This is a genomic window from Leptospira alstonii serovar Sichuan str. 79601 (genome assembly GCF_000347175.1).
Classification (GTDB): Bacteria; Spirochaetota; Leptospiria; order Leptospirales; family Leptospiraceae; genus Leptospira; species Leptospira alstonii.
Genome location: NZ_ANIK01000035.1, coordinates 26,927 through 38,923, shown reverse-complemented (window position 1 = coordinate 38,923; position 11,997 = coordinate 26,927). Strand labels below are relative to the sequence as shown.

The 11,997-nt window shown below is 41.0% G+C and carries 14 protein-coding genes; all 14 read right to left on the bottom strand.

What is annotated here, in order from left to right:
• Positions 1 to 12: 12 nt before the first annotated feature.
• A complete protein-coding gene (locus tag LEP1GSC194_RS08525) occupies positions 13 to 1,695 on the bottom strand; it encodes a hypothetical protein (RefSeq protein ID WP_020773192.1) in 1,683 nt (560 codons plus the stop codon).
• A gap of 50 nt (positions 1,696 to 1,745) precedes the next feature.
• Positions 1,746 to 2,399: a hypothetical protein gene (locus LEP1GSC194_RS22960; RefSeq protein WP_020773249.1), complete on the bottom strand. Its 654-nt coding sequence runs from the start codon at positions 2,397 to 2,399 to the stop codon at positions 1,746 to 1,748.
• A gap of 281 nt (positions 2,400 to 2,680) precedes the next feature.
• The gene (locus LEP1GSC194_RS08515) at positions 2,681 to 3,112 is read right to left on the bottom strand and encodes a hypothetical protein (protein ID WP_020773207.1); all 432 of its coding nucleotides are present in this window, start codon (positions 3,110 to 3,112) and stop codon (positions 2,681 to 2,683) included.
• A gap of 2 nt (positions 3,113 to 3,114) precedes the next feature.
• On the bottom strand, positions 3,115 to 4,926 hold the full coding sequence (locus tag LEP1GSC194_RS08510; protein ID WP_020773274.1) for a hypothetical protein: 1,812 nt from the start codon (positions 4,924 to 4,926) through the stop codon (positions 3,115 to 3,117).
• On the bottom strand, positions 4,907 to 5,119 hold the full coding sequence (locus LEP1GSC194_RS22955; RefSeq protein WP_081605063.1) for a hypothetical protein: 213 nt from the start codon (positions 5,117 to 5,119) through the stop codon (positions 4,907 to 4,909). The genes LEP1GSC194_RS08510 and LEP1GSC194_RS22955 overlap by 20 nt, the downstream gene beginning before the upstream one ends.
• Positions 5,097 to 5,894, bottom strand: a complete 798-nt coding sequence (locus LEP1GSC194_RS08505) for a hypothetical protein (protein WP_020773298.1) — start codon at positions 5,892 to 5,894, stop codon at positions 5,097 to 5,099. The genes LEP1GSC194_RS22955 and LEP1GSC194_RS08505 overlap by 23 nt, the downstream gene beginning before the upstream one ends.
• Positions 5,895 to 5,983: 89 nt before the next feature.
• Positions 5,984 to 6,160 (bottom strand): hypothetical protein, encoded by a 177-nt coding sequence (locus LEP1GSC194_RS22590; protein WP_017807789.1) that lies wholly within the window; start codon positions 6,158 to 6,160, stop codon positions 5,984 to 5,986.
• Positions 6,161 to 6,169: 9 nt separating this feature from the next.
• On the bottom strand, positions 6,170 to 7,120 hold the full coding sequence (locus LEP1GSC194_RS08500) for an Rpn family recombination-promoting nuclease/putative transposase (protein ID WP_020773215.1): 951 nt from the start codon (positions 7,118 to 7,120) through the stop codon (positions 6,170 to 6,172).
• A gap of 72 nt (positions 7,121 to 7,192) precedes the next feature.
• A complete protein-coding gene (locus tag LEP1GSC194_RS08495; RefSeq protein WP_020773351.1) occupies positions 7,193 to 7,936 on the bottom strand; it encodes a hypothetical protein in 744 nt (247 codons plus the stop codon).
• Positions 7,937 to 7,995: 59 nt separating this feature from the next.
• Entirely contained in the window at positions 7,996 to 9,447 is a 1,452-nt protein-coding gene (locus tag LEP1GSC194_RS08490; protein ID WP_020773330.1) for a hypothetical protein, read from the bottom strand.
• A complete protein-coding gene (locus LEP1GSC194_RS08485) occupies positions 9,444 to 10,205 on the bottom strand; it encodes a hypothetical protein (protein WP_020773208.1) in 762 nt (253 codons plus the stop codon). The genes LEP1GSC194_RS08490 and LEP1GSC194_RS08485 overlap by 4 nt, the downstream gene beginning before the upstream one ends.
• The gene (locus LEP1GSC194_RS08480) at positions 10,205 to 11,116 is read right to left on the bottom strand and encodes a hypothetical protein (RefSeq protein ID WP_020773311.1); all 912 of its coding nucleotides are present in this window, start codon (positions 11,114 to 11,116) and stop codon (positions 10,205 to 10,207) included. The genes LEP1GSC194_RS08485 and LEP1GSC194_RS08480 overlap by 1 nt, the downstream gene beginning before the upstream one ends.
• Before the next feature lie 47 nt (positions 11,117 to 11,163).
• Entirely contained in the window at positions 11,164 to 11,394 is a 231-nt protein-coding gene (locus LEP1GSC194_RS08475; RefSeq protein WP_020773254.1) for a hypothetical protein, read from the bottom strand.
• Positions 11,395 to 11,570: 176 nt separating this feature from the next.
• The gene (locus LEP1GSC194_RS08470; protein ID WP_020773346.1) at positions 11,571 to 11,960 is read right to left on the bottom strand and encodes a hypothetical protein; all 390 of its coding nucleotides are present in this window, start codon (positions 11,958 to 11,960) and stop codon (positions 11,571 to 11,573) included.
• Between the last annotated feature and the right edge of the window lie 37 nt (positions 11,961 to 11,997).

The window sequence follows — 11,997 nt, the reverse complement described above, 5'->3', positions numbered from 1 at the left end:
AATCGGAAGTTTCTATTTGGTACGAACTAAAAAACCGGCCGGATTTGAAAATGACATTAATTTGGAAATCGCTCCGAAAACAGGTTCTGAGTACTCGCACAACTTTTCTACTCCCGTGACAATTCCTGTAATTGAAGTGGATACTACCGGAAGAAGTTTTGTTTCTATATTCGAAACGACTTCAGTCAAACCAAGCATCGCATTTTTATTTTCTTTAAAAACTTGAATCATCGCCGTATTTAAGTTGTACCCAACTTCGGCGGCTTGCGCTCCTACGTCCGAAGCAAAAGTTTCTTTTTTTCGGTTATCTAATTCTAGACCCTTATTGTATCCCGCGCTTATTCGAGAATTGTCGGATGAAAAGTTTTTGTACCCGAAACTCATATTCGACATTTCCGAAAAACTTCCACCCTGTAATTTGTGAACAAGTCCTCTTGTTTTTGGATCAAGACTTGAAAGCGCGGACGACATGTATTTTCCGGGACTTAGTTCCGACTCCTCTATCGCTTTAAAAATATCCCCTCCGTTTGCTCCGAGTGCATGACTCATAGAGAGAGAACCGAAAATTCCGCCTCCAAACGCTCCACTTCTTCCTTGGTTGGAAAGGTCTTCCGCGAGAGCCATTCGTCTGGAAGGGTCCATTTTGGAATCGTTTCTATTGAATCCGGATGAAAATTTTGCAAAATCGGAAATGTCGCCGGAAAAGCCTTTGTTTCTTAAATTTTCAGAAATTGATGCAAGTTTCGATATATATTCGGATTGTCTAAGTCCTGTAAACCCTGAAGCGGCCGCTCCTCCCCTTAAATATCCTAAATCCGCATTTTTTGAATCTTTTCGAATCGTCTCCAGTTCCTTAACTACGTCTGCAATTCCCTTTCCTTGAGACGCCGCAAACTGAATCGTATTTGAATCTATTAAATTACCTTTTTGGTATATACTTTCCCCACTCACTCTACTTTTAAATACGTTTGCTTGTGCAAGTTCCGAGTTGGAAAAATAACCTCCCCCTCCTCCCACGTATCCGCCTGTGGCTCCGATTGTAGACGCTTGCGATTGCATGGAAGCGTGGTACTGTTCTCCGATTGCTGAGATTGTTTTTAATACCCCACCCGCAACTGCAAACGCGGCTCCGGCGATCGGAATTGTCGCACCTAAAGCGGAAAGAAATTTGGATTTAAGGCCGCCTCCGCTTTCTCCCGCTTCACTTGGATTTGTATTTCCACCGCTTCCCCCAAGTCCTCCAAACCCGCCTTTATCAAAATGTGCGTGTTGGATTTTAATTTCCGATTTTTGGATCTGAAGTTGTTTGAATGAGTCCGGTTTTGTCGAGGAAGTCTTTTCTTCCTCGTCTTCTTCTTTCTTTTTTTTCTTTTTCGAAAACAGGTCTTTAGCCGCTGAAATCTTTTTATCAAGAGTATTGTAAAATCCACCGTGGCCGGTTTCGTCTAAATCCGATCCGTCGGCACCGATTTTCGACGCGTACGCACTTCCCCCCGCGTATTTGGAAGCGGCCTCTAGTTTTCTTTTCTTTTTTGATTTTTTGTTTTTTGAATTTTGGTCTTCACTTCCACCCGCGCCACTTCCAAAAAGAGAGAATCCTTTTTTAAATTTTTTGGCGATTCGATCAAAACCTTGATCGACTTCCTTAAAATCGGGTTTTGCGTGTACTTTTATTTCTAAGGATTCAGAGGCCATGTATTTTTAATTCGTCATCGATTCGTTTCAAAATCTCTTCCCTTTTTTGTTCACCTTGCGCGTGGATCTGTTCTTGTGAAAACCCTGCCTCTTCTTCCAGGATACGAATCAGCGTCGGGCTTATGTTCGTTAAAAACTCCTCCGATTTCATCCTCTCCACTTGTTTTTTCTCCGACAATAGTCGAGTTTTGGTCTTTAAACTCGTTAGATCCACTCTCGACGTCGCCTCCAGCAAAAACCTCTTTTGTTCTAGAAATAGATTCCCCAGATGCCTTACCCCCTTCGGTAGAATTTGAAACTCCTTCATTAAAAAAAGATCGAGCAGGTTCTTTTCGTTTGAGAGTGCGTCGAGCGTCCCTATTTTTTTTTAACTCCGATCGAAACCAGTTTTCTTTCTTCTTATATTCATTAAATAGTCTTAATACGAATTCTTTGTCTCGTATTTGTTCAAACGAAACTATCTCTTCGATCGGAAAGTCGGGCGGTATCTCTTTAATTACGTGATCGAGGGTCGTTATCGCAAATATATAACCGTACGTCGTATTTGGAATCGATTCTAAGGACGCACCTCCCAATCGTTTCGCTACTCCTATCTCTATATCAAGCTCCGTACTCGGATCTGCAATGTCCGCCTCGAAAGAATAACTTTCACTTTCGTATTTCGCCGAAAGTGTGACTCGTTTATTTGGTTCCAGAATTCTCATATTCGAGATTTTAATTGAAATGTTGTTATCGGAGAATGTGAAGTGTATATAGTTAGGGTCGTTATTCTATATTTGGGGCCGAACCGTTTCATTTTTTTAGCATGATTGTATCGATACAATTTTTACTTTACAAATTTCCTTTCTACGACGACGCTTTTAAAGTATATCCCCCTATGGTAACGTGTAGGGTGCGGGGCTACTTCGAAAGGGGTAGCCCTTGCTTTATATAACAGCCAAATATATATCGATAAAATTCATTAAAAAAATAGACGTATTACGTTTTAGTTAAATGCCTCCATCGGTTCCCAATCCACGAGTTCGAATTCAATTTCCCTTCCACTCATTTCGTTATTTTGAATACTAAACCCTTCTGTGTTCACTCCCCCCGTTAAGAGTCCCACTCGTTTCCCGCTTTTTTTGTCTAAAACTAAAATATCGTACAAGTCGTCCGCGTTGTCATCGTCATACGTATCGATTACTACGACCCCATCGGTTGGTACTGTCAATATATGGAACTCTCCCGACGCCGTTCCTTGCCAGTCGAGGGATTTAAGTCCTTTCGGTTTTCTTTTTCCGATCGCTTGAATTCTTCCTTGATTGTTGTTTATATTTACTCGCAAAGATTTCATAAACCCGACGGATTGTCCGTTGATTTTAACGATTGCGTCGTTTCCGGTGAGTACTCTTGGATTCGGTTTTGAACTTTTTGCCATGTTTAATTTCCTCCCGTTGCAGCACCGCGAACGACGTCTAAGTTTAAGAGAAAGAACATGTAATTGATCGGAGTTACGATTTTACCGTCGGGGAATACGAAATACGCTACGTCTCCGTCGCGTCGTATTTCGAAGTTTTCGTCAAATGCGTCTTCGCCGGTGTAGATGTTTCGAGTCAGCCAGCCGTATTGGCGAATATATACATTACGAAATCGTTGTGTTACAGCGGTTCGAATGTCCGCGTCCGTTAAATTGGTTCCGAGTGCGTTTGGATCTGTCGGTACCTCTCCCGTAAAGGTAACATTTAACCATTCCCTAAAATCTTTTACCAAAGCTAACGCTGTACAAACCGTTGATGCCTGGTTTTTGATTAGGTTTTGGGCCTGATAACTGGTAAGCGCGAGTTCGATTTTAAACGGTCCGCTATTCGGTTTTCTTGTGACTACAAGTCCGCCCGCTCTTAATACTTTTTTAATTTGTGTTTTGGAAAGAATTTCGGGCGCGTCTACTATATTCAAATCCTTGTATGTTACCGTCTCTCTTACGTTTGCCGCCGCCTTGATTGCGTTGTGCAGTACCGATAACATCCAACCCGGATATGTTTTTAAATTGACTCTGTCTGCTTTGTATCTCGTAACAGGAGAAAGTCCGAGTACCATATATTCCGAATTCGTCGTCTTTATATCGTCAATCCTCGCATCGATTGACTTGTCTAAATCAAGTCCAGCTCCACCGAATCTTTCATCCGAGCCTTCGGCTGAATTCCCGATTGAGAGTTTGTCGGCTAAATAAAGTCTTACCGGTTCGATGGAAGTGCAGACGTTGACGTAAAATCCTTTTGCAATCTCGGTTTCAAATACGGTATCAATCGCATCTAAATACGCTTTCGTCGTTACGACTCCCGTTCTTCCGCCCGTGAGATACGTAAAACTAGCCATATCCGAAAGGGGTTTTCTCTCCAAAGTTGCGACAATTTCAGCGAGTCCGTTTGAGAGAAAAAAAGTTTCTTGCTGGTGGAGAAGAGATTTTAGGGTGAAGTTTTGAGTTTTTATATCCACCGCGTCTGTTGCGGATATGTAATCTAGGTGGTAAGTTTTACGATCGGGTTGCGACAACAAAACCGCGCTATATCCGTTTTGACTGGAAATATACGCAACCAGTTCCGATAGAGTTTCGTAGTCTTTTACCAAGGCGACCAAATCTCGACTCGTGTCCGTTGCAGGGGTTCCTGATAACGTGACTCGTAATTCTATTCCGTTAAACGTTAGGTTTGCAGCTCCCGCGTTTCCTGAGTATTGTATCCTGATTTCGTTTGCTTCGATCGTTTGAGAGGTTACGATTTGATCGCTATCCCCCACTTGGATGATACTTCCGTTGTTTGTGATTCTAAAACGAATCTGATTTCCTTTCGGTCCCGGTACGGTGGCTTTAATCGTATTCAATATTCCTGATACGTTTGTGGGTGCTTGTGCGCTTGCGGAAACGTTCGGAGATATATTTAACGCTTTGATGGTTTGAGGCCCGTTTGCAAATCGTGAATCTTTGGAAGGCGAAAATGCGTTTATTACCGCATCGGCTAAGTCGCCCGAGTAAAGAACCGACCTCGCTTCGTCGGAGCTTCCCAGTTCCAATACTCGTTTTGTTACGTGTAATGTTTGGTCGTTTGTGTCGTATCCGTTGTCGGAAGGTCCGATTAAAATGAGGGTGCTTAAGTCGGGGGAGATTCCGGCACTTTGGGGTTTGGTTCTAAACGCACCGCGCGCTCCGGGTTGAATATATCCGCGTCCTAAAAACTCAGGCTCGCGTGTTCCCATTTACGGCCTCCCAAACGTCTTCGAAAGTTCGGTTTGAGACTCTTTTTAGTTCCCGGTAAAAATATTCCCGAAAGCGCGGGGTTATCGTTTTACCTAGTTGAGTTTCTTTTTTTAGTAGAAACTCTTCGGGAGTCTGGTTCTTGTTTGAAGATGAATTTTTTTCTTTTCCTTTAAGATTTAATTCCGGTTCCACCTTGTTTGTCCTTTAAAGCGAATCGACCTTCGAATCGGGTGCGGCTTCGCGTTAAAGATACGTCAAAGGTTTTAATATCGGGAAAAAGAAATGCGGGTTTGGTTCTAAAAATCGATTTTGTTTGTACGATTTTTAATTTTATTTCAAATCCCCAGAACGGTTCTGAAAAATCGGTCGTTGTTAGATTTGGTTCCGTGTCTTCGGGTAGAAATACGGTCAGTCCCGGATACATTACGGGTAAATCGTTTGCGAGTAGGAGAGTTGTAGCGAGTGCGGAGTCATAGAGAAACTTGTTTGTGTTTCTTCCGGCTGCACCGGTTACAAACCCGGTGATAATTACGTCCGACTCGCAAGTGAATTGAAACTGTTGGAAGTATTTTTTGTTAGAAAACTCGTCTAAAAAAGATTTGGAAGCGATTCGTCTGCTTTCGGGGAGTTCTGAGATTTTTTTTAAATACTCCAAAAACTTTTCTGAATTTTCAAAATGTAATTCGTTTAATCCTAAAAACTGAGTGTGTTTTTCAGTCGCGCATTCGATTCCGATTTTCGGAAATTTAGTATTCGGACCTTTTGTGGATATTCCTTCTTGATACAAAGGGTGTCCGTGCTCTATCGGTACGTTTATATTTCTGTATTCAAGTCCTGTCAGGGGAATGTTGATTCTAAAATAATCGACTACCACGTCTTCGGGTGGAGCGGGATACGTGATTAATACAAGACCTTTGTCCCGTCCGTCTTGTTTGCGAATGTCATCTTCTCTTAAATTTGCGTCCATTTAAGAGAAAAGAATAAGGAAAAAAAAGAATCGGAAAGGGTGTTATTTTTTGCGGGATAGGAAGGATTTTATTTAGGGCCGATCGTTCCCTAAATGACTCCGTGATCTTTAAGTTCTTTTTCAGTAAGGCCCGTGACTCGAAGAACGACGTTTAGGTCGATTCTCTCCGAAAGCATATTGCGAGCGTCTTCGATTTTGCCTTCGATTTTACCTTTGAGTTCTCCCTCAATCTTGCCTTCTTCTCTCAGTCTCTCTGCGGTAGTCATAAAGTTCCCTTAAATGACCCCGTGATCTTTAAGATCTTTTTCAGTAAGGCCCGTGACTCGAAGAACGACGTTTAGATCAATTCTCTCCGAAAGCATATTGCGAGCGTCTTCGATTTTGCCTTCAATTTTGCCTTCAATTTTACCTTCGATTTTACCTTTGAGTTCTCCCTCAATCTTGCCTTCTTCTCTCAGTCTCTCTGCGGTAGTCATGGTCAATTCCTCGTATTTCTCTAATTTAGATCCAAGTAGTACTTTTTTTATTTCCGTCGGTTGTAGATCCCTGATGCTATAGATATATAAAAAGAGTTTTTTTAAAATTTCAACCCTTTTAGACTCGTTTTCTAAGTCGTTTAAAAGCCTAAGTAACTCGGACAAATGTTCTGTAAATTCCAGATCCCCTTCTCTAATTCGCTGAACCACTCCTAAAATCACTCTTAAAGTGATGGTTTGTAACTTCTCTTCTAAGGTTATATCCGAAAGAACAAAACATTCTATACTAAAATCCGGAATGTAATTCTTTAAAACGACCATTTCTTCTTTTGTAAGAGAAAAACGATCCAAAAATTGATTTCCTAATTCCCAAGTTTTCTCCCCGTGATAGAAGACGAAAGGGATAACTACAGAGTATTTTTTTTCGTTTCTAAATTGATTTTTGTAAATCGCGGAAAGGTACCCCAAAAGCTGACTGTAAACCCTATCGTCTAAATAACTTTTGTGTTCGAATAGAAGATAAACGTTTGCAGTTTCTCCCGATTTTAGAGGAATCGTAAACAGTAAATCCGTTTGTTCCTCTTTTAGACTTTCCGATACAAAACTGGATTCCGACAATTCTAGTTTAGTTAAATCTAATATTTTAACCAAACTTTCGGGTAAATTCTTTTGGAAAAAAGGTATCGATTCGGTTTTGTCCTGTAACGTCTCTCGAATCAATCGATCATGTGGATTTTGAATTTCAGACATTTACCGTTTAGATTAAGGAAAGTCTTATTTTTTTGTATATCAATATTTCAAATCGTTTTCGAAAGTAAAATTTCATTTTCTTTTCTTACTTAATAGCTCACTTATTAAATCCTTCGTATCCAAGGCTACGGCCGATTTTAATTGTTTTGATTTTAGAGCGCGATTAACGTCTTCTTTTACTCGACCTAAAACCCTTTGCGCCGGTATCACGGATTGAAAAAAATCCGTACTTCTTTCGGTTACTACCACAAATTTTACAAAAGATCTCTGCACATGCCCGTTTTTGTAAACCTGTTCGCTTGCAAATACGTTTCCGCGACCGGTCATTCCGGGGTCTTGTCTGTATTTGTATCTATTCCTGGTTACAAGTTTACCGTGCGCGTTTTCTTCCTTAAAAGAACCGGTCTTTATAATAACGGAATTGATCGAATTGTTTTTTGGAGAAACGGGAGTTTTATTTTCGTTTTTAGTGACCGGGACGATTACATAAGGACCGTTTTCACCCATACGTGCGCGACTTCCTCCGAGTAAAGCCGGACGCATATCGTAACGTCTTCTACCCCTTTCAATCACCGCCATATAATTGTATTTTCCCTTATTCGGATGAAAGACTTGATATCCTCCCGGAATTTTTTTAATTAAAATCCCACCTCCCCCGCCTGTACGGTTGGACATCGCCATTTTTCCCCACCAAGCGGGTTTTGCACTCAGTGTGTTGTGAGTCCAGGAGTCTTTTGCAGAAACCGCGATTTTTTCCAAAAGAAATCTTGTTCTTGGAAACTTTCCTTTTGCGTATAACGATTCGAAATTTGCCATTTAAAAAAAGGGTGATTACTCACCCTCTAAAGTAAGGAGAATAAACGTATTAGATAATTCTAAAGTCTTACGGGAACGTTCGTGAATACGTGGAACTTCTCGGGTGCTAACTCTTGAAGTGCGCTGTAGTTTTCGACGATTCCGACTCGCGTCCTTAATACACCTCCCGCACCGTAGGGAAATAAGGTTTTGGTATACGGAAGAAGCTCGGACAACACCAAAGTTCTTGTTTCGTCGCTTGACGACTTTGAGTTAAAATCTCCCTGAACCATAATTGTAGTACCGGGTAAATCCTCGTTAAGATCCTGAATAATCGTCGTAGCACCGACTAAGTTTCTTTCAACTGTCCGCATATACAGAAGTAGATTTGAATCCGGGGTCGTATCCCGAAGTATCACGTATCTTGTTTCCGGTATTCCACCGACTCCCGGTGTAATCGTAAGTTCCGAGGCACCTCCATTCGGAATCGAAACGTTTACCTCCGGACAAGCGGCCGAAAAGTGTCTTAGAGTCCCCGCGCAAACTCTGTAGTTGTAGTCTCCGACATACGAACCCGTAAATAACGAATTCGGAACGGAAGGAATTACGGATACTGAAAGGCTTGGTGTAGAAGGAGATTCCTTGTCGCTTGTCGCGCCTTCGACCATATTTCCGTTGTGATCGAGCCTTTGAGGTACTCCCCAACTATGACGGTCGAGCCAGATATCGTCGTCAAAAATAATCATATTGTCTTTAGCGTTCGAGTCCGCAACGCCATAGACGATATTGGAAAGAGAAGTGTTTGAAGGAGAATAACTGTTATTTTGCAAGACCATCCCGGAACCGTTACGATCAAAATTTTGGTCGTAGAGTGCTTTTGTGGACGGGTGCATTTTTACGTAGTTTACGAGACCGAAATATTTGGTCCTGACTTTGGAAGTCACATATTTCATTTGATCGATTGCGGGTAACGCACCCCTACAATCCGTAAAAAATTCTTTTCCTAGTTTTTTGGCGACCGTTTCAAAACCGTCCTGTTCGTTTCGGTTGTGTTTTTTATTTCCAAACCAAATACGTCTCATCTGATTCTCCATTGCGCGCCTGAGTGCGGCGTTGGATTGAATCAGTTCCGGGTCCTGGGCATTTGTTACCGTATCGACTACTTTATTAAAAGAGAATCCTTCCGCGCTGTAATTGACTTCGTTATACAGACGTTCTAGTTGTGCGTCTCGAAAACTAGGCTCTTCGGATTGTCCAATATTGGACGTATGGTACCACCCGCCACCGTGTGATTTGTAGCGGTTGTATTCTGCAAGCGTCTGAGTGATGGCTCTTCTCGGTACTTCTTTTAAAAACTTAAAGTCCTTGTCCGTGGACACCAAAGCGACTTCCACTTTGTCAAGTAGTTGCATGGAAAGCGTTGCACCCGAAGAATTAAAATCCACAAACGGAGCCGCGCCGTTTTGAGCCGTGTTTGCTTCGAACCCTTTTTTAATTTCGATTAATTGGTCTAGGGAATAAGGACCGATCATTTTAAAACCTCCTTATATTCGTTAAAGAATTTTTGGGCTCTCTCGGAAAGCTTCCAAGTGGATTGAAAATAGGAAACGTCCTCTAACTGACACTTACCGAGTTCGATTCCTTTAATGATTTTATTCGCTACATTGTCCCTTTCGCGAGCGTCCACCTGACCGTTTAGATTTGATTTTTGTATTTGAGTGGTTACGGGTGTTTTTGTATTTGCGGGTCGACAAGACACACTTCCGATTTCTGATTTTAAGGTTAGAAGTTCCGACTTTAGTTTCTGGTTATCTCGTGCGTTATCAAGCAGATGTTCGATTGCAGCGGCCAGTGTTTCCTGTCCTGATTTAAGTATTTCTAATGTATTTTGAATCTCTGAAATAAATTTTGATTTTTCGATTTCTTTTTTCTCCTCTTCCTCTTTTTTCTTTTTTTTGTCTTTTTCTTCCTTTTTCTTTTTTTCCTCAGATTCTTCTTCCTCTTCGCCATTTAAAGAATCCCCCAGTTCCGATTTAGAAACGGTTTCATCAGTCGTATCGTCAAAATACGCATCAATTACCTCCTCTGCAAAAGAAATGGCTTCGGCTTCTTCCAAGCCTTTCGAAACGGCCCACTCTTTTATTTTATCAGTTTTGGGTTCCACTTTTCCAGAATCGAGTAGGGTCGTCACAGTCGAGGCTAACGTCTGTAAATCCGATTCATTGATCGAGGATTTTGTTACGTTAGTCGTTAGTCTTTCTTTTAATCGCGAAATCGCGTCTTTTAACATTACGATTCTCCGTTTAGTTTTAAAAATAAAAGATCGGTAAAATTCTCTAAGTCTTCCCCTTCTAGATAGAATTCGTCCGAAAGAACGGAACGAATCCAAGAAGACCCGAGTTTTAATTCTTGAGTTTTAGTCCGGTTTGCAATATCGGAAAAGATTAAGTCTAAAAACTTGTCTTGTGTGTTCGGATCTGATAAAAAAAGTTTCGATAAAAAATCGAGTTTTCTTTCGATTCGAAACAGTCGGTCTAAACTTTCCGGGTTTTGTAAGTCCTCACTCGGAACGGGTAACGAACTTTTTTCAATATCGCGAAGTAGAACTGCACCCTTAATTAATTGTACGGCAGTGTCGGGGTTGTAGACTTCTTGAAGGGGAGCTATGGCGCATTTACGAAGTTGTATTTTTCGAATCGTTTTTCCTTGGTAGTCTTGGGGCCTTGCGTATCCCGAAACGGACGCACCCCATCCCATAAAACCGGCTTGGAGCCCTTTACTTATTTCTTCCGCAAATTTGTTTTCCGGGAATAGGCGTCCTTGGATATACAATCCGTCGTTTTTAATTCCTAAATTTTGTGGAAAATCGTCTTTGAATCCGATCCGTTCTACCCCTCCGATGATTGATTCAACTTTAGCTTTTTGTAAATTTACAAGTTCTGTCCCGGAAAGTTTCCCTTTGCTTCTTAAATCCTGAATTTCTTTGTCGATTAAGTCGGTTAGATGATTGTAATCAAAGTATCCTTGTGTGAGAAATTCACTTCTCATGTCGAGGTCTGCGTACGCGGACTTTAGGATTACTTCGCCCTGGAGGTCTTCTTTTTCGGAAGAAGCCCTAACCAGTATTTTGATCGCGCCGGTTCGTTCTTCGGGGCTAGCCTTTAGGATTTGGAACGGATGTAAAAACGCGGTCTCAAGCATCAAGACCTTGTTATCAAGAAAACTTAGTTATCGGACGGTGGGATTTTTTATTCTTTGGAAATAAATTCCCCTTTTAAAAAAAGATAAAGGACTTTGAAATAATTACAGTTGTAGGCGATTAAAAAGTAACCGTCTGGATGAATTTTAAGTTTTTTAATTAAAACCGCAAACAATCCGAATAAGATCCAGTTGCCTCTGAAATAATAACCCTGTACGGAAAGACCCATATAAAAAAGGTTATAAATCACACCCTCCTCGATTTCAAATTTGCGAACCATATTCTATATTGTTAAATTAGACGTTATGACTGCTTTTTCTTTTAAAAAAAGGGATAATTTTTTCTTTTAAATTTCAAGCGAAGTTTTTTTTAAAGAAATATCCAACACTAGCTATACCGGTATTCGGAATGTAAGTCCGAATACCGATTTTTTTCCAATTGGAACGTTTTTAGTTTTTAGTTATCCGAAAATATTAGAAAAACATTCAGTCTTCCTTTGCTACTTCCGTTCGGATTCCAATACACCCTGCACTGAGTTGTCGTTTTGATTAAATCAAATCCAAATCCCACGTAGATCCCTGCAACCGACAAATCTACGTTAAAACCGTCCATCCAAAGATCGGGAGACGTAGTACTTCCGACGGTAAGAATCGGAAAATCGTCAAAAGCCGTCTCGACTTTTACGAGTATTTGGAGAACTGTAGAATTGACCTGTAAATTTTCCCCTAAATTGTAGGTTCCGAGCGGACTTGAAAAATCGATTTCCACTTGGGATACGTTTAAAACTTTTTTTCTAGAATCGGAAAGCGTATCGTCGCTCGCAAAGGGTCCAAGAAAAGAAGACATTCAACTAATATTTTATTCGTTTTTTAATAGAATCGGG

What these genes read in the sequence shown, in the direction of transcription:
- LEP1GSC194_RS08525 (WP_020773192.1), bottom strand. Translation starts at nt 1,695, where the DNA reads ATGGCCTCTGAATCCTTAGAAATAAAAGTACACGCAAAACCCGATTTT.
- LEP1GSC194_RS08500 (WP_020773215.1), bottom strand. Translation starts at nt 7,120, where the DNA reads ATGTCTGAAATTCAAAATCCACATGATCGATTGATTCGAGAGACGTTA.
- LEP1GSC194_RS08475 (WP_020773254.1), bottom strand. Translation starts at nt 11,394, where the DNA reads ATGGTTCGCAAATTTGAAATCGAGGAGGGTGTGATTTATAACCTTTTT.
- LEP1GSC194_RS08515 (WP_020773207.1), bottom strand. Translation starts at nt 3,112, where the DNA reads ATGGCAAAAAGTTCAAAACCGAATCCAAGAGTACTCACCGGAAACGAC.
- LEP1GSC194_RS08495 (WP_020773351.1), bottom strand. Translation starts at nt 7,936, where the DNA reads ATGGCAAATTTCGAATCGTTATACGCAAAAGGAAAGTTTCCAAGAACA.
- LEP1GSC194_RS08505 (WP_020773298.1), bottom strand. Translation starts at nt 5,894, where the DNA reads ATGGACGCAAATTTAAGAGAAGATGACATTCGCAAACAAGACGGACGG.
- LEP1GSC194_RS08470 (WP_020773346.1), bottom strand. Translation starts at nt 11,960, where the DNA reads ATGTCTTCTTTTCTTGGACCCTTTGCGAGCGACGATACGCTTTCCGAT.
- LEP1GSC194_RS22960 (WP_020773249.1), bottom strand. Translation starts at nt 2,399, where the DNA reads ATGAGAATTCTGGAACCAAATAAACGAGTCACACTTTCGGCGAAATAC.
- LEP1GSC194_RS08480 (WP_020773311.1), bottom strand. Translation starts at nt 11,116, where the DNA reads ATGCTTGAGACCGCGTTTTTACATCCGTTCCAAATCCTAAAGGCTAGC.
- LEP1GSC194_RS08490 (WP_020773330.1), bottom strand. Translation starts at nt 9,447, where the DNA reads ATGATCGGTCCTTATTCCCTAGACCAATTAATCGAAATTAAAAAAGGG.
- LEP1GSC194_RS08510 (WP_020773274.1), bottom strand. Translation starts at nt 4,926, where the DNA reads ATGGGAACACGCGAGCCTGAGTTTTTAGGACGCGGATATATTCAACCC.
- LEP1GSC194_RS22590 (WP_017807789.1), bottom strand. Translation starts at nt 6,160, where the DNA reads ATGACTACCGCAGAGAGACTGAGAGAAGAAGGCAAGATTGAGGGAGAA.
- LEP1GSC194_RS08485 (WP_020773208.1), bottom strand. Translation starts at nt 10,205, where the DNA reads ATGTTAAAAGACGCGATTTCGCGATTAAAAGAAAGACTAACGACTAAC.